At 64.0% G+C, this 14,649-nt stretch carries 18 protein-coding genes; 5 read left to right on the top strand and 13 right to left on the bottom strand.

Annotation, left to right across the window (positions count from 1 at the left end; genetic code table 11):
- Positions 1-5 precede the first annotated feature (5 nt).
- The 5 genes from JYK05_RS17880 to JYK05_RS17900 form a co-directional block, all read right to left on the bottom strand.
- On the bottom strand, positions 6-1,406 hold the full coding sequence (locus JYK05_RS17880; protein WP_371826456.1) for a type II and III secretion system protein family protein: 1,401 nt from the start codon (positions 1,404-1,406) through the stop codon (positions 6-8).
- 231 nt (positions 1,407-1,637) lie between these two features.
- On the bottom strand, positions 1,638-2,603 hold the full coding sequence (cpaB, locus tag JYK05_RS17885; RefSeq protein WP_206468600.1) for a Flp pilus assembly protein CpaB: 966 nt from the start codon (positions 2,601-2,603) through the stop codon (positions 1,638-1,640).
- A 12-nt stretch (positions 2,604-2,615) separates the two neighbouring features.
- On the bottom strand, positions 2,616-3,125 hold the full coding sequence (locus JYK05_RS17890; protein WP_175942458.1) for a prepilin peptidase: 510 nt from the start codon (positions 3,123-3,125) through the stop codon (positions 2,616-2,618).
- A 62-nt stretch (positions 3,126-3,187) separates the two neighbouring features.
- A complete protein-coding gene (locus tag JYK05_RS17895; RefSeq protein WP_206468602.1) occupies positions 3,188-3,373 on the bottom strand; it encodes a Flp family type IVb pilin in 186 nt (61 codons plus the stop codon).
- Between the two features lie 425 nt (positions 3,374-3,798).
- Positions 3,799-4,239, bottom strand: a complete 441-nt coding sequence (locus JYK05_RS17900) for a low affinity iron permease family protein (RefSeq protein ID WP_206468604.1) — start codon at positions 4,237-4,239, stop codon at positions 3,799-3,801.
- A gap of 34 nt (positions 4,240-4,273) precedes the next feature.
- Here JYK05_RS17900 and JYK05_RS17905 point away from each other — a divergent pair, with 34 nt between their 5' ends.
- Positions 4,274-4,858: a DNA-3-methyladenine glycosylase gene (locus JYK05_RS17905; RefSeq protein ID WP_206469644.1), complete on the top strand. Its 585-nt coding sequence runs from the start codon at positions 4,274-4,276 to the stop codon at positions 4,856-4,858.
- On the opposite strand, the gene JYK05_RS17910 is transcribed toward JYK05_RS17905, so the two are convergent.
- The 5 genes from JYK05_RS17910 to JYK05_RS17930 form a co-directional block, all read right to left on the bottom strand.
- The gene (locus JYK05_RS17910) at positions 4,859-6,064 is read right to left on the bottom strand and encodes an ABC transporter substrate-binding protein (protein ID WP_206468606.1); all 1,206 of its coding nucleotides are present in this window, start codon (positions 6,062-6,064) and stop codon (positions 4,859-4,861) included.
- A 32-nt stretch (positions 6,065-6,096) separates the two neighbouring features.
- Positions 6,097-6,804 (bottom strand): ABC transporter ATP-binding protein, encoded by a 708-nt coding sequence (locus JYK05_RS17915; protein ID WP_206468608.1) that lies wholly within the window; start codon positions 6,802-6,804, stop codon positions 6,097-6,099.
- Positions 6,801-7,586 carry an ABC transporter ATP-binding protein gene (locus JYK05_RS17920; RefSeq protein WP_206468610.1) on the bottom strand — a complete coding sequence of 262 codons (786 nt, stop codon included), beginning with the start codon at positions 7,584-7,586 and terminating at the stop codon, positions 6,801-6,803. Before JYK05_RS17920 ends, JYK05_RS17915 begins: the two co-directional genes overlap by 4 nt.
- The gene (locus tag JYK05_RS17925) at positions 7,583-9,460 is read right to left on the bottom strand and encodes an ABC transporter permease (RefSeq protein ID WP_206468612.1); all 1,878 of its coding nucleotides are present in this window, start codon (positions 9,458-9,460) and stop codon (positions 7,583-7,585) included. The genes JYK05_RS17920 and JYK05_RS17925 overlap by 4 nt, the downstream gene beginning before the upstream one ends.
- Before the next feature lie 138 nt (positions 9,461-9,598).
- On the bottom strand, positions 9,599-10,234 hold the full coding sequence (locus tag JYK05_RS17930; RefSeq protein ID WP_206468613.1) for a TetR/AcrR family transcriptional regulator: 636 nt from the start codon (positions 10,232-10,234) through the stop codon (positions 9,599-9,601).
- Positions 10,235-10,346: 112 nt separating this feature from the next.
- Here JYK05_RS17930 and JYK05_RS17935 point away from each other — a divergent pair, with 112 nt between their 5' ends.
- The 3 genes from JYK05_RS17935 to folE all read left to right on the top strand — a co-directional run bounded on the left by JYK05_RS17935 (position 10,347) and on the right by folE (position 12,010).
- Positions 10,347-10,769: a nuclear transport factor 2 family protein gene (locus JYK05_RS17935; protein WP_206468614.1), complete on the top strand. Its 423-nt coding sequence runs from the start codon at positions 10,347-10,349 to the stop codon at positions 10,767-10,769.
- A 23-nt stretch (positions 10,770-10,792) separates the two neighbouring features.
- Positions 10,793-11,245: a VOC family protein gene (locus JYK05_RS17940; RefSeq protein ID WP_206468615.1), complete on the top strand. Its 453-nt coding sequence runs from the start codon at positions 10,793-10,795 to the stop codon at positions 11,243-11,245.
- Between the two features lie 114 nt (positions 11,246-11,359).
- Positions 11,360-12,010 (top strand): GTP cyclohydrolase I FolE, encoded by a 651-nt coding sequence (folE, locus tag JYK05_RS17945; RefSeq protein ID WP_206468616.1) that lies wholly within the window; start codon positions 11,360-11,362, stop codon positions 12,008-12,010.
- 48 nt (positions 12,011-12,058) lie between these two features.
- Here folE and epsC read toward each other — a convergent pair whose 3' ends face one another.
- Together epsC and JYK05_RS17955 are read right to left on the bottom strand one after the other, a co-directional pair.
- On the bottom strand, positions 12,059-13,054 hold the full coding sequence (gene epsC / locus JYK05_RS17950) for a serine O-acetyltransferase EpsC (RefSeq protein ID WP_241269940.1): 996 nt from the start codon (positions 13,052-13,054) through the stop codon (positions 12,059-12,061).
- Positions 13,055-13,218: 164 nt separating this feature from the next.
- Positions 13,219-13,452, bottom strand: coding sequence for a hypothetical protein (locus JYK05_RS17955; protein ID WP_175942044.1), 234 nt, complete (start codon positions 13,450-13,452; stop codon positions 13,219-13,221).
- Positions 13,453-13,734: 282 nt separating this feature from the next.
- On the opposite strand from JYK05_RS17955, the gene JYK05_RS17960 reads away from it, so the two are divergent.
- Entirely contained in the window at positions 13,735-14,325 is a 591-nt protein-coding gene (locus tag JYK05_RS17960; protein ID WP_206468617.1) for a DUF3005 domain-containing protein, read from the top strand.
- Between the two features lie 47 nt (positions 14,326-14,372).
- Here the strand turns inward: JYK05_RS17960 and JYK05_RS17965 are convergent, their stop codons facing one another.
- Positions 14,373-14,525, bottom strand: coding sequence for a hypothetical protein (locus JYK05_RS17965; protein ID WP_175942046.1), 153 nt, complete (start codon positions 14,523-14,525; stop codon positions 14,373-14,375).
- Between the last annotated feature and the right edge of the window lie 124 nt (positions 14,526-14,649).

The following is a 14,649-nucleotide window of genomic DNA, read 5'->3' on the forward strand; positions in this document are numbered from 1 at the left end:
GAATCTCAATAGACATAGCCGGCGGCGCCGACCAGACGAGGCTGTCCCGGCCCGGCGCGCGATCCCTCGGCGGCGCCGAATCCGCGGCCGAGCGCGTACTCCACATCGCTTGCGGGTGACACGAGCGATTCGATCGGCGAGCGTAGCTTGGCCGGATCCGTCGGCTCGACGATGTACGGCGTCACCATGATCACGAGCTCGGTTTTGTTGTTCTGGTAGTTCGTCGACGAAAACAGCTTGCCGAGAATCGGCAATGAGCCGATGCCGGGCACCTGCGAAACCACGTCGCTGGTATTGCTCTGCAATAGCCCGCCGATGGCGAAGCTCTGACCGCTCGCCAGTTCCACGGTCGTGTCGGCGCGGCGCACGGACAGACCCGGCACGGTCACGCCGCCAGTCGTGACGCTGGCCGTCGTATCGATCTGGCTCACTTCCGGGCGCACCTTCAGGCTGATGCGGCGGTCGTTCAGCACGGTCGGCGTGAAGTCGAGCTTGACGCCGAACTGCTTGAATTCGACGGAGATCGCGCCGTTCGTCTGCGAGACGGGAATCGGAAACTCGCCGCCCGCGAGAAAGCTCGCCGTCTGTCCGGAGAGCGCGACGAGGTTCGGCTCCGCCAGCACGGTCAGAAGACCTTCCTGATTGAGCGCGTCGATCAGCGCGCGGATATCCGTGTTGTTGGTCCGAAAGCCGGTCAGCAGCGAGAACGCGTTGTTACTCGGGAGGTTCACCGGGTAAGTCACCGAGCCGTTCGAGCCGGTAACGGGGTTGTTATAGTTGTAGATCTGGCGGCCGCTGAAGATACCGCTGTACCAGTTACCCGCGGCATTGCCCATTGCCTGCCAGTTGATACCCCATTGCTGCGTGACGTTGCGATCCACTTCCGTGATACGCACGCGCAGTTGCACCTGCACGGGGCGGGCCACCGTCATGCGGTTGACGAGCACTTCCTTGTCCGCAAGCTGCGAGGACACGGCCTGCACGATCGCGTCGGCATCCATGGAGCTCTGCACTTGACCGGTCAATACGAGCGAGCCTTGCGCTCCGCTCACGTCCACGTCGATAGTCGGAAAGCGCGCCTTCAACATCGCACGGAGCGAAAGCATGTCGCGATTGACGACGACGGTACGCTGGAAGATCGGGCGGTTATTCGCGCCAAGTGCGTACACCGTGGTGGAGCCGGCTTTCTTGCCGAGCACGAACAACGCGCGCGGCGACGGCGCCTGCACGTCGGCGATGGCCGGATCGGCGACGAACACCGACACGGCATCCTCAGGCAGATGAAGCATCGAGCCCTTGCCGGCATCGAGGGCGAGCACGCCTTGCGAGCCGTCGGTCGTGACGACGCCGCGCTGCGCGTTGGCGGCACTGCCTGCGCGCGTGGCGACGCGCACCATGCGCGGCACGGGCCGCGACTGCGACTCCGATGACGGCATCGGCATCGATTGCGGCTCGACGGTCTGGGCGGCCGCTGCGCCGCAAAGCGCCGCGCACGCCAGCGCGCCGAATGCGCCCAATGCACCCGATACGCCCAATGCGCCGCGAGCGACCGGCAGCGCCGGCCTGGCTTTCGCGTTGAACTGCTTCTTCATGACATTCGTTTCCTTGGTCGCCGGCTGCACCGGCCGCTTACGCGATCAGTTGTGCAACACGGGGACAGTCGGCAGCGGCGGCGTGCCGGGGACATTGCCGGCCTGCGCGACGCTCTGGCCATCGCTCTTTTCCGAGCCGCGATAGATGGTCACGGTGCGCGGCATCGGCATCGATGGCGCGACGCTGCCTGCGGACGCGCTCGGTTGCGCTCGGTTGCGCGGCAGGTCACGCACGGCGCGCGAGATGTCGCCCGCCCAGATCGGCGGACGTTCGGCGGCGGTACTGCTTGCGGCGGCGGCAGCCGCCGGATCGCGGGTCGCGGTCGCGAACGAGCGCAACGCGAGCGAGAGGCTGCCCAGCCGCGCGGCAACGGCGACGACTTCGCCCATGCGCGGCGTGACTTCCAGGGTCACGGTGCGCGCTCGGATGCCGGTGTCCGGCGCATCGCTGTTCGCTTTCGGGCGCTTGATTTCGGAGCCGACAGCCAGCACGCGCACGTGCTCGACCACCGTCTCGCTCGATACCGCCATGTCCGGCGAATCCGTGCGGCGGTCCATCTGTTGCGTGAGCAGCAAATCGACGTAGTCGCCCGGCTGAATCAGGCCGGCGTTGCCGGATACATCGTCGACGGCGACCGACACGGCGCGCATCTCGGGCTTGAGCGTCGCGGCGAGAAAGCCCGGCGCGCTCGGCAGAATCACGTCGTCGGCGATCAGCACCGCGCCCTGGTCCACCGGGTGACGCAGCAGCGCGCCCTTCAGCTCCGGCGCATCCGGCGCGCCCGCGACGATGGCGTTGGCCGGGACGTCGTTGGTCGGCATCGACTTCCAGGTAATGTCTTCATCGCGCAAAAGCAGACCTTGAGGCAGCGCGGCGGCGCTGACCAGCACCTTCTCCGTCGTGATGACGGACGTGGATGGCTTGGATGCGCTGGCGACGACCACGCGCACGATCATGGCGATGAGCAAAGCGCCGACGAGCAGCACGGCGAACTTGATGATGTTGGACATGGGAGCGCCGCCTCAATGCGACAGAATCAATGGCAGCGCGGCCGGCAGCACGATCACGAGACCGCCGCCGAGCGCGAGCGCCACACCGTAAGGCACGCCGCGCGCGCCGGAAAACATGGCCAGCGCGCGCATCGGCGCCGAGCGTTGGTCGGCGTTCATGTTGCGCGTCGCAAGACTGATCACAGACACGAAAGTCCCGATCACAGAAATAAGAGTGAGCGCGGGCAGCGACAGGCTCAGGCCCGACCACAGGAAAATGACCGACGCGAGCTTCGCATCGCCGCCGCCGAGCATCTTCGCGGCGAACAGCGCGGCGCAGACCGCGAACACGACGACCGCGAGCGTCAGATGCGAGATGATCTGATCGAGCGTCATCTTGACGATCCATGCGTCGACAAAGAACAGCGCGCCGATCGCCAGAACGATGCCTGTCGGAAGGCGACGCGCACGCACGTCGATGACCGCGAGCACGCAGAGCGCGCATAGCACGCCGAGGCGGATGGCAAGGGAAGCGAGCTGCACTTTTCGAAACCGATTGAATGAGGGTGAACAAGATCCGCGCCGCGCGCGGATCTCGCGTTGCATTAGCCAGCGTTGGTCTTGGCCGTCGTGACCTTCGAGTTCAGGTCGCTGAACCAGCTCTGGATGTTGCTCGAGAAGCCGCTGGCGAGAGCGCCGAGTGCAACGGCGACGATGCCGGCCAGAATCGCGTATTCCATCGCGCTCACGCCGCGCTCGTCGCGGACGAACGCCTTAATGAACTTGCGCATTTGAATTTCCTTAAAGGACGAGTTGAGGTAGGTGTGGGCCCGGCAAAAAAGGAGAACCGGGCAAAGCACATCGTAGCCAAACGAGCCAGAAATAAGTTCGCCTTTTAGAGGGCGAAAGTGGCCTCAATTCGCGGTTTAAGGAAGTCAAAAAGCCGCTGCTATCGGCAGCGGCGCGAGAAACTTTAGGGAGAGAGATTTTGCTTTTTGAGCGAGAGGCAATGAAAATGCCCCGGCACTTTGCGCTTTGGCGGCTAATTGAAAGCTGCAGGAAAGCGTCCGCAAACAAGTGAATTAACAGGTGCCAGACGCACAGCGGCGCTACTTTCGAGCGCGCTGAATCGAGTGCGTCAAGATTACACGGACTTACGTACTTTTGTCACGCGGTTTGGAGAGACACGGGTCATGCGTTCGTCGTAACTTCCCATCTATTCGGCCGGCTCACGCTTTGACGATCGCCCGGACGCACTGTTCAAATCGATCTCGTCGCTCGAAGACGAAATGCTGCCTCGCGCCTCTTCTGCGAGCTTCTCATATCGCTTCCGAAACGCGATCAATTGCTTCTCATCCAACTCCTCCAGATCCAGCAACGCATTATGCGCACGCTCCGTCGCGCGTATGAGTTCATCGAGCTTGATCTGCATGGCCGCCGTGTCGCGGTTCTGCGTGTTCTGAATCAGAAAGACCATCAGAAACGTGACGATGGTCGTCGAGGTATTGATGACGAGTTGCCACGTATCGCTGAAGTGAAAGAGCGGCCCGGAGACTGCCCACGCGATGACCAGCACGACCGCGATGACGAACGTCGACGCCCGGCCCGTGATTTGCGACAGCGCATTGGAGAATCTGAGGAACCAAGACTTTTTCATCGCGCGTCTCCTGTGAGCGTCGTTGATTAGAATGATGCCTGTGAGCCCCAAAATCAAACATCCCTCCATCGACTTCTCCGCCGCATCGGAAGAAGTCGCGCGCCGCCTGATCGGCGCCATCTTCACCGTGGACGGCGTCGGCGGGCGCATCGTCGAAACCGAAGCCTATGACCGCGAAGATCCGGCCTCGCACACGTTCTCCGGCCCCACCCCGCGCAACGCGTCCATGTTCGGGCCGCCCGCGCATGCTTACGTCTATCGGTCGTACGGCATCCACTGGTGCCTGAACTTCGTGTGCCGCGAAGCAGGCCACGGCGCGGGCGTGCTGATTCGCGCGATCGAGCCGCTGACCGGCATCGACGTCATGCGCGAGCGGCGCGGCGTCGAACCGGTCAAGCTGCTGTGTTCGGGGCCGGGGCGGCTCGCGCAGGCGCTCGGCATCACGCACAAGGATAACGGCGCGTCGCTGCTCGAAGCGCCGTTCGATATTCAGCCGCCCGACGAGGCATGCGATGTCGTCACCGGTCCGCGCATCGGCATCAGCAAGGCGATGGATGTGCCGTGGCGCTTCGGGCTTGCCGGATCGAAGTTCGTCAGCAAGCCCTTTCCCAAGGCGTGATCAGTCAGCCGGGCGCAGCTTTCGCACTTCTTCGTCCGAGGGCTGGACGCTCGCGCCGTCGATATAGCGGAACGACGTCATCACGCCCTTGCCGTCCTTCCGCGCCGTGACGCCGACATAAGCGCCCATCGTCGATTGGTTGTCCTGCTTGCGATAGACGATCGGACCGAACGGCGTGTTCACCGGCAAGCCCTTGAACGCGGCGGCGAGCTTGTCCGCGTCCGTGCTGCCTGCTTTCCTGAGGCCATTGGCGAGCGACATCATCGCCGTATATCCGACGACCGAGCCCAGGCGCGGATAGTCGTGATACTTCGCTTGATAAGCCGCGACGAACTGCTTGTTAGCCGGGGTGTCGATGGCATACCACGGGTAGCCCGTGACGATCCAGCCGACCGGCGCTTCCGCCCCGAGCGGATCGAGATAATCGGGCTCGCCGGTCAGCAGCGACACCACCGCGCGATCCTTGAAGAGCCCGCGCGTATTGCCCTCGCGAACGAACTTGCCGAGGTCCGCGCTGAAGAGCACATTGAAGATGGCGTCGGGCTTCGCATCGGCCAGCGCCTGCGTGACGGCGCCTGCATCGACACTGCCGAGCGGCGTCGCCTGTTCCGCGACGAACTCGACATCGGGCTGCGCGGCCTTCAGCAAGCGCTTGAATGTCGCCACGGCCGACTGACCGTACTCGTAGTTCGGATAGACGAGCGCCCAGCGCTTCTTCTTGAGCTTCGCCGCTTCGGGGACGAGCATCGCGACCTGCATATACGTCGATGGCCGAAGGCGATACGTGTATTTGTTGCCGTCCTGCCAGACGATCTTGTCGGTGAGCGGCTCGGCGGCGAGGAAGAAAATGTGGCGCTGCTTCGCGTAGTCCGCGAGCGCGAGGCCCGTGTTCGACAGATAACCGCCGAACAGGAGCTTCACCTGCTCCCGCGAAACGAGTTCCTGCGCGACACGCACGGTATCGCCGGGATTGCCGTTGTCGTCGCGTGAAACGACTTCGAGCTTGTTGCCGTTTATGCCGCCTGCCGCGTTGATCTGTTCGAGCGCGAGATTCCAGCCGTTCCTGTAGGGCATGAGAAACGCGGGTTGCGCCTTATAGCTGTTGATCTCGCCGATCTTGATGCTGTCCGCGTGTGCGGCGCACGTCGCGACGGCCGCAAGCGCTGCCACGCTCGCGCGCAGCACTTTTCCTGCTTGATGAATCATCGATGCTTCTCCTCTAACGATATGCTTCAGGCTCAAACGCCCAGATAAGCGCGGCGAGCGGCATCGTCGCGAACGAACGCCTGCATCGCTCCGGCATGGCGAACCTGGCCTTTCTCCAGCACGACCACGCGGTCGCTGACGAGTTCGGCGAAGTGCAGGTTCTGCTCCGATAACAGGACAGCGAGCCCTTCGCGCTTCAGTCGCAGAATCATATCGGCCATTTGCTCGACGATGACCGGCGCCACGCCTTCCGATGGCTCGTCCAGCAACACGACGCGCGGATTGCCCATCAGCGTGCGCGCCACGGTCAGCATCTGTTGCTCGCCGCCGCTCATGCGGCTCGCGCGACGCTCGCGCATTTCGCCGAGATTCGGAAAGACGCGAAAGAGCGTGTCCGGCGTCCATCGCGGCGCGCCTTCGCGCGGCGGCTGGCGGCCCGTCTCCAGATTCTCCACGACGGTCAGGTCGCCGAAGATGCGGCGATCTTCCGGCACATAACCGAGCCCGCGACGCGCGATGCGATACGGCGCCATGCCCGATATGTTCTCGCCCATGAACATGACTGTGCCGGTCACGCGCGGCAGCAGGCCCATGATGGCTTTCATGGTCGTGGATTTGCCCGCGCCGTTGCGGCCCATCAACGCGACGACTTCGCCCTGCCCCACTTCGAACGCGACGTCGAACAGAATCTGCGCGCGGCCATAGAACGCATTCAGCGCATCGATACGCAAGAGTGTCATCGCGCGGCTCCGTCGATCGAAACAGCGCGCGGCGCATACGATGCCCCCGTGCCCAGATAGACCTCGCGCACGCGGGCGTCGTTGCGGATCGCATCGGCGTCGCCTTCCGCGATCAACTGGCCTCGCGCCAGCACCACCAGCTTATCGGCATGTTCGAACACCACATCCATGCTGTGTTCGGTGAAAAGCACGCCCATGTTGCGCTCTTTGGCAAGACGCGCGGTGAGCGTCATCAGCGCGTTGCGTTCCTCGGGCGCCATGCCCGCCGTGGGCTCGTCCATCAGCAGCAGCTTCGGGCGGTTGGATAGCGCCATCGCCAGTTCCACGCGCTTCACGTCGCCGTAAGCGAGCACCGCGCAACTGCGCCGCGCGTGCGCCGTCATGCCGACGAGATCGAGCAAGGCCATGGCGTCGTCTTCATTCGATGACGCCACGCGAGAGAAGAAGCCGAACGTGCGCCGCTCATGCGAGAGCAACGCCATCTGCATGTTTTCGAGCACCGTCATCGAATTGAACGTAGCGGCCACCTGAAACGTCCTGCCGACGCCCTGCCGCCAGATATCGCGCGGACGTCTTCCCGTGATGTCGTGGCCGTCCAGATGGATGCTGCCCGACGTGGGCTTGAGTTGCCCGTTGATCATGTTGAAGCACGTCGATTTACCGGCTCCGTTAGGGCCGATCAACGCGAGGAGTTGCCCTGCTTCGACGGAGAACGACACGTCGTCGACGGCCTTCACGCCGTCGAAGGACTTGGAGAGCTTGTCGATGCGCAGGAGCGTCATTGCGCCTCCGTGAACCGGTCACGCACGAAGCCTGCGATGCCTTGCGGAAACGCCACGACGAGCACGAGAATGGCGGCCCCGAGCAGCGCTTGCCAATAGTCGGTCTGCCGCGCCACCGTGTCTTGCAACCACGTGAACACCGCCGCGCCGACGATGGGGCCCGCGAGCGTCTGAATGCCGCCGAGCAGCACCATCACGAGACCGTCCACGGAGCGACCGACGCTGATGGCTTCGGGCGAGATGTTGCCTTTGGAGAATGCGTATAGCGAGCCGGCGAGCCCGCATACGAGCGCAGCCGCGACGAAGGCGATCCATTGCACGCGAGCGACATCGATGCCGATGGCTTCCGCGCGCAACGGCGAATCGCGGCCCGCGCGCATCGCGAATCCGAGCGGCGCGAAGAGCAGTCGTCGCAAGAGCCATACGCCGGCTATCGCGGCAACGAGCGTGAGGTAGTAAAACGCAACGGGCGATGACAGCCAAGGCGACGGCCACATGCCGAGAAGGCCGTTGCTGCCGCCCGTGACCGCGTCCCACTGATAGACGATCGACCACACGATCTGCGCGAACGCGAGCGTCAGCATCGCAAGATAGACGCCGGATAACCGCACGCAGAACCATCCGAACACGATTGCGCCGATGCCCGCGACGAGTGGCCCGAGCGCGAGTGCCGCTTCCATCGGCAAGGCCAGCGCCTTCAGAAAAAGCGCCGCGCCATAAGCGCCCAGACCGAAATATGCCGCATGTCCGAACGAATGCATGCCGCCCGGACCCATGATGAAATGCAGGCTCGCGGCGAACAGAACGGCGATCAGGATTTCGACGAGCAATACGGGCAGATACGGAAAAGCGCCGGCCGCCAGAGGCGCGAGCGCGAGCACCAAGACCACGATGGCCCAGCCGAGTTTGACGCGGCGCGTTGCGGGAGAAAGCGGCCTGTCCGCAGGCGCGCCGGTTCGTGCAACGGTCTGTGCGCGCCCGAACAAGCCCCACGGACGAAACACCAATACGACGGCCATCAACGCGAATTCGGCGACGAGCGTGAACTTCGACAGCGAGAACGCGATACCGAAGACCGACACTTGCCCGATGCCGATGCACAGTGCCTTGATCTCCGCGATCAGCAATGCCGCGACGAACGCGCCCGGAATCGAGCCCATGCCGCCGACCACGACGACCACGAACGCATTGCCGATGGTGTCGATATCGAGCGAAAGATTCGCCGGCATCCTCGGTATCTGCAGCGCGCCGCCGAGGCCGGCGAGGCATGCGCCCGCGAAGAAGACACTCGTGAACAGCCACGCCTGATTCACGCCTAGCGCGCCGAGCATTTCGCGATCGGCACTCGCAGCCCGCACCAGCGTGCCCCAGCGCGTTCGAGTGAGCGCGTACCAGAGCACGCTGAGCACGAGCGGACCGGCAACGATCAGCACCAGGTCATAGACCGGCAGCGCATGCCCGAGCAATGGCACGGCGCCCGCGAGATACGGCGCGCGTGGTCCGAACAGATCGTCCGGTCCCCATAGGTACAGCGCGGCGTCGCGCAATATCAGCACCAGCGCGAACGTCGCGAGTAAATGGAACAGCTCGGGCGCGCGATAGATGCGCCTCAGCACGCTGACTTCGATGATCGCGCCCAGCGCGCCGACGATCAGCGCCGCGCCGACAATCGACGCCCAGAATCCCATGACGCTCGCCCCGAACCGGCTCGTCAGGCTATAGGCGACATAGACGCCCACCATGTACAGCGAGCCGTGCGCGAAGTTGACGATGCGCGTGACGCCGAAGATCAGCGAGAGTCCCGAGGCGACGAGAAAGAGCGCGCAGGCATCGGCCAGGCCATTGACGAGTTGAACGAGCAGGTTGGCGAACATCGGGCGCGTGACGAGCTTGATTGCTGAAGGGTTGACGGCTAAGGGAGCAAGCGGCGACGAGGCGACATTATCGGTGAATTGCGCGCCCTCTTCCCTGTACGACAAAAAGCTGGCGCCCCGATGACTCGCGCAGTCCCGTCACAAGCCGTTCTCCACCATCGACAAGAGCCGCGCGGCAAGCGGCTCGACCGACTCCGCGCCCAGCCCTTGCAGCGGTCCTTCGATCAGCAGCAGCGCAAAGCCGTGCACCGCGCTCCACGCGAGATATTCCGCGTCCGGCCGCCGCCGCGTATCGAGCGCGCCTGCTTCCACCATCTCGTCGAGCGCGCGGCTCAAGAGTTGGAACGGGTCCAGACCGCTCGGTCCCACGCCGTACGGTTCATCGTGCTCTCTCCACTCCGCCTGCGCCGCAGCGAACGCCGTGCGGAACAAGCCCGTTTCCGCCTGAGCGAAGCGTAGATAGCCCGCGCCGATCGCGCGCAGTCCGGCACGGGCGGCATCGGCGCGGCGGCGTTTCTTCGGGCGAGCGGCCAGTTCTTCTTCCATCGCTTCGGCCACCGACGACAGCGCCGCCGAGCGCACCGCGGACAACAGCGCGTCCCTGTTCTCGAAGTGCCGGTACGCCGCATTCGGCACGACGCCCGCACGGCGCGTTGCTTCGCGCAAGACGATCGCGTCGGGACCGCCTTCGCGGGCGAGCTGAATGCCCGCGTCGATGAGCGCGCGCCGAAGGTCGCCGTGTCTGTAAGTGTTTCGCGGCTTTGTTTTTGTCATGGGATTGCTTGTTATCTCGACGGTGACGGTCGTATGTGGACACTGTCCATTATCTCTGCTATTTTTTGTGGACGCTGTACACAAGTCGAATTTATCGTCGACGGGAGCCAGCATGAACGACGAGAACGATCGTGCGCGTGACGAAGCGCGTATTCGCGAACTGACGGAAGCCTGGCGGCAAGCCGTGCTGGCAAAAGACGCAGCCGCGCTCGTCGCGCACTACGCGGCCGATGTCGTGGTGTTCGACGTCGTGCCGCCCGCTTCGATGACCGGCGTCGAGCGTTATCGCGAGAACTGGCAACGCTGGTTCGACAGCATCAGCGGCCCGCTCGCGTTCGAGATCGTGGACATGCGTATCGCCGTCAGCGGCGAGCTGGCGTATGCGCACTCGCTCAACCGTGTGGCGGCGGGCGGACGCGACGACATCGTGCGCGCGACCGTGTGTTTCCGGAAGATCAACGGCGACTGGCGCGTGGTGCACGAACACGCGTCCGTGCCGCTCATGATGGACATGGACCCCGACGAAGCATCCTGACCGTCCTCACCCAAGGAGCAGACATGACAGTGCAACCGTATCTGTTTTTCGAAGGCCGCTGCGAAGAAGCCGTGTCGTTTTATCGCGAGCATCTGGGCGCGCAGGTGCTGATGACCATGCGTTACCGGGACAATCCCGATGCGGGCAAGCAAGGCGGCAGGGAAGCGGCGAGTGGCTGCAGCATGCCGCCCGGCTCAGAAGACAAGATCATGCATACCGCGTTCACCATCGGCGATTCCACCGTGATGGCGTCCGACGGCATGTGCAGCGGCAAGCCGAATTTTCAGGGCGTTTCACTCTCGCTCACGGCAAACGACGAGCAACAGGCCGAGAAGTACTTCAATGCGCTCGCCAAGGGCGGGCAGGTTCCGATGCCGATGACGCAGACCTTTTTCGCGAAACGCTTCGGCATGGTTCAGGACATGTTCGGCGTGTCGTGGATGGTGCTGGGCGGCGTGGAGCACCAGCCCGCGTGATGGTCGGCGAAAGATGCGGGGCGTAACAGCCTGAAACACCTGACGCGCATAAGGGCATTCGAAAACGTGGAACAATGTCGGCTGATATCCGAACACAGACCGACAGGAGCTTTCATGAGCGCCCCGCACACCCATCATCTCACCGGCTCGGACATGCCCGCTGAATCAGCCGATCGTCCGACGCGCGAGGAAGCCGAAGCCGCCGTGCGCGTGCTCCTGCGCTGGGCCGGCGACGATCCGCGCCGCGAGGGTCTTCTCGACACGCCGGCGCGCGTCGTCCGTTCCTACGAGGAGTTTTTCGCAGGCTACGCCGAGAACCCGCACGAGATTCTCGCGCGTACGTTTTCCGAAGTGCAGGGCTACGACGAGATGATCGTGCTCAAGGACATTCGCTTCGAGAGCTATTGCGAGCATCACATGGTGCCGATCATCGGCCGCGCGCACGTCGCCTATCTGCCGAACAAGCGCGTCGTCGGCATCTCGAAGCTCGCGCGTCTCGTCGACGCTTTCGCCAAGCGCCTGCAGATTCAGGAGAAGATGACCGCGCAGATAGCCGATACGCTCGAAGAAGTGCTGCAACCGCTCGGCGTCGGCGTGATTCTGGAAGCCGCGCATCAGTGCATGTCCACGCGCGGCGTGCATAAGGCAGGCGTCTCGATGGTGACCTCGCGCATGCTCGGCTCGTTCCGCGACGACCCTTCCACGCGGCGCGAGTTTCTCGCCATCGTCGGACAGCAGTCGGGCTTCAGCGTGTCGAATACCTGAAGAGGCTAACGAAAACGCAAAAGGGCCGCGTCGCGGCCCTTTTGCGTTTCATGCGCCGAAGCCGTTGCGCGGCGCATCGGCGCCCGTGCCTTCGCGCACCTTGCCTTGCGACACGTTGCTGCCCGGCGGAACGCTATGCGTCAGCCAGACGTTGCCGCCGATCACCGAACCTTTGCCGATAGTGACGCGCCCGAGAATGGTCGCGCCCGCGTAGATCACGACATCGTCCTCGACGATAGGATGGCGCGCGTTGCCCTTCACGAGCATGCCGTCGCCACCGGCGGGAAAGCTCTTCGCGCCGAGCGTCACGGCCTGATAGACGCGCACGCGCTCGCCGATGATCGCCGTCTCGCCGATCACCACGCCCGTGCCGTGATCGATGAAGAAGCTCGGGCCGATGGTCGCGCCCGGGTGAATGTCGATGCCCGTCAGCGAATGCGCGATCTCGTTGATGAAGCGCGCGAGCAGCGGCACGCCCAGACGATGCAGCGCATGCGCGAGCCGATGATGCATCATGGCCCACACGCCGGGATAGCACAGCAGAATCTCGGTGATGTGCTGCGCGGCCGGATCGCCCGAAAACGCGGCCAGTATGTCCGACACGAGCAGCGCCCGGATTGCGGGCAGCTGCGCGCCGAATTCTCGCGCGGTTTCGAACGCCTTCGCGCTCAGTTCGGCGTCGCTCGTCTCGCGATGTTCCGGCAGAAAGCGCAAGGCGCGGCGAATCTGCTCGTGCAGCAGGCGCAACGTGGTTTCGAGCGTCTGGCCGACGTAGTAGTCCACGCTTTCGTCGGTGAGATCGGGCGTGCCGTAATGCGTCGGAAAAAGCGCGGAGCGCAGCCCGTTGACGATCTTCACGATGGCGTCGCGCGACGGCAGCTCGCGGATGCCGAGCGGATGGCGCGTGCGATGCAGTTGCTCGCGCGACTCGCGCAACTCCGCCACGATGCGCGACAAGCCCCATTCGCGCGGTGCGGGAGCGGTGACGGCGCCGGATGATTCGGGCGAAGTGCCGGGCGGCACGGATCTGCTGGGCGAAGCCATGTTCTGCGTATCAATCCCTGAGCGATGGTGACAACCGCCGCGAAGCGCGCGGCGGACGAACGCCAAGCGTACCCGGTTTCGACCGACCGTGCCGCAACACGCGCGGGCCACATCCGACACCAATCGCGCGCAATCGTTTGCTCGTCATCGCGCGGCTCCGGGCGCTACACCGTGACGTGGCTCGCGTCGATCCAGCGCACGGCCCAGTCGCGCGCGTGCGCGATGGCCTCGTCCTCGCTGCGAAAGCGCAGGTCCGCGGGAAAGAAGCGGTTCGCGACCAGTTCGCCGTCACTTGATCGCGAGATCACCACGTAAGGTTGGTACGTGCCTTCTGCCGTCCGTGCGGGCGCGCAGTTCAGCAGATAGCCTCTATGCGAAAAGGCGGCATCGTGTTGCATGAGTCACCCGTCTTAAAGTGCCCTGCTCGTTCGAATGGCATTGCTGTCACGCCGGCAGGTGTCCTGAACGCGCCCTCCTGAATTGCTCGCGTTGCGCCTATTGCGCTTTGCCGGCGACAAGCTACAAATAATACTGGTAGTGAAAGCCCTTAGTCTCGAAAATCGCCCGCGAAATTTTGGGCGGCCGGGACCATGTCCATCGGATGAGGGCGGCCGTTCCGTCGCTAAATAACCGGAACGACTCTTGCCGAAGCCCTTCTTTGTTTGCAGGAGGAACGCGAGATGAACAACGCCGAATCCAACGAGCCGCAAGACAGGCAAGCCGGCCGCGCGGCCGACAGTCCCATCAAGACGCCGTCGACGGAGACGGCGCACATCCGCGTGAACGATGCCAAAGCGGCGGAGTCCGGCCGCGACGCGCGTCCGCAAGCGGCGCAAGGCGAGCCAGCGGCGGCGGCGACGGATGCCGCGCAGCGCCGCCCGCGTGGCGTCGATGTGCTCAATGACGACACGCTCGACGACACCGTCGATACCGACGCGAAGAACATTCACGCGAAACGCGAAGCGGAAATGCTCGCGCGCGAACCCGACGCCGTGATCTTTTCGAATGCCACGCTATCGAATCATGTGCCCGAGGCGAGCGGCGTTCTGGCCGGTTTCGATAGCCGCCCGGGGCAAAAGGGGTTCGCGCTCGCGGTGGCGAACGGCTATCGCGTCATCGATCGGGGAATGGTCGCGCCCGCGGTGCCGGACGTCGAGGAACATCTGCGCTTCGTCGCGCGTGATGCGCACGGCCATACGCTGGAGGGGCGCACGCACTATGCGCTGAACCACTTGCGGCCGTCGCGGCTGATCGTGATTGAGCGGTCCTGAACGGCTTCGAAAAACTGGGCGGCCGCGCGGGGCCGCCCTCGCAGCGCTTACTTCTTCTCGTCCTTCTCGTCTTCGGACTCGATGCGCGTCACGCCGCCCGTCGCAGGCGGATCGCTGGCCGGAAACGTGTCTTCCACGGCCTTGTCGACCGTGTCTTCATCGCGCTCGGAAGTCGGGTTCTGCTCTTTCGTGTTGCTCATCGTCGGCTCCTTTTGTCGTGACGTCGACAGCACCGCAGCAAAGATCATTCCGAACCCGGCGCGAGGCAGGCACAACGATTGCGCTATGCCTTCTGCTCTGATACGAGCAAGACGAAAGACAAGA

Source organism: Caballeronia sp. M1242, assembly GCF_017220215.1.
Classification (GTDB): Bacteria; Pseudomonadota; Gammaproteobacteria; order Burkholderiales; family Burkholderiaceae; genus Caballeronia.

Bases quoted from the DNA above. Each gene is read 5' to 3' on its own strand.
- JYK05_RS17960 (WP_206468617.1), top strand. From the start codon at position 13,735: ATGAACAACGCCGAATCCAACGAGCCGCAAGACAGGCAAGCCGGCCGC.
- JYK05_RS17925 (WP_206468612.1), bottom strand. From the start codon at position 9,460: ATGTTCGCCAACCTGCTCGTTCAACTCGTCAATGGCCTGGCCGATGCC.
- JYK05_RS17935 (WP_206468614.1), top strand. From the start codon at position 10,347: ATGAACGACGAGAACGATCGTGCGCGTGACGAAGCGCGTATTCGCGAA.
- folE (WP_206468616.1), top strand. From the start codon at position 11,360: ATGAGCGCCCCGCACACCCATCATCTCACCGGCTCGGACATGCCCGCT.
- JYK05_RS17940 (WP_206468615.1), top strand. From the start codon at position 10,793: ATGACAGTGCAACCGTATCTGTTTTTCGAAGGCCGCTGCGAAGAAGCC.
- JYK05_RS17930 (WP_206468613.1), bottom strand. From the start codon at position 10,234: ATGACAAAAACAAAGCCGCGAAACACTTACAGACACGGCGACCTTCGG.
- epsC (WP_241269940.1), bottom strand. From the start codon at position 13,054: ATGGCTTCGCCCAGCAGATCCGTGCCGCCCGGCACTTCGCCCGAATCA.
- JYK05_RS17915 (WP_206468608.1), bottom strand. From the start codon at position 6,804: ATGACACTCTTGCGTATCGATGCGCTGAATGCGTTCTATGGCCGCGCG.
- cpaB (WP_206468600.1), bottom strand. From the start codon at position 2,603: ATGTCCAACATCATCAAGTTCGCCGTGCTGCTCGTCGGCGCTTTGCTC.
- JYK05_RS17905 (WP_206469644.1), top strand. From the start codon at position 4,274: ATGCCTGTGAGCCCCAAAATCAAACATCCCTCCATCGACTTCTCCGCC.
- JYK05_RS17900 (WP_206468604.1), bottom strand. From the start codon at position 4,239: ATGAAAAAGTCTTGGTTCCTCAGATTCTCCAATGCGCTGTCGCAAATC.
- JYK05_RS17955 (WP_175942044.1), bottom strand. From the start codon at position 13,452: ATGCAACACGATGCCGCCTTTTCGCATAGAGGCTATCTGCTGAACTGC.
- JYK05_RS17895 (WP_206468602.1), bottom strand. From the start codon at position 3,373: ATGCGCAAGTTCATTAAGGCGTTCGTCCGCGACGAGCGCGGCGTGAGC.
- JYK05_RS17965 (WP_175942046.1), bottom strand. From the start codon at position 14,525: ATGAGCAACACGAAAGAGCAGAACCCGACTTCCGAGCGCGATGAAGAC.
- JYK05_RS17910 (WP_206468606.1), bottom strand. From the start codon at position 6,064: ATGATTCATCAAGCAGGAAAAGTGCTGCGCGCGAGCGTGGCAGCGCTT.
- JYK05_RS17920 (WP_206468610.1), bottom strand. From the start codon at position 7,586: ATGACGCTCCTGCGCATCGACAAGCTCTCCAAGTCCTTCGACGGCGTG.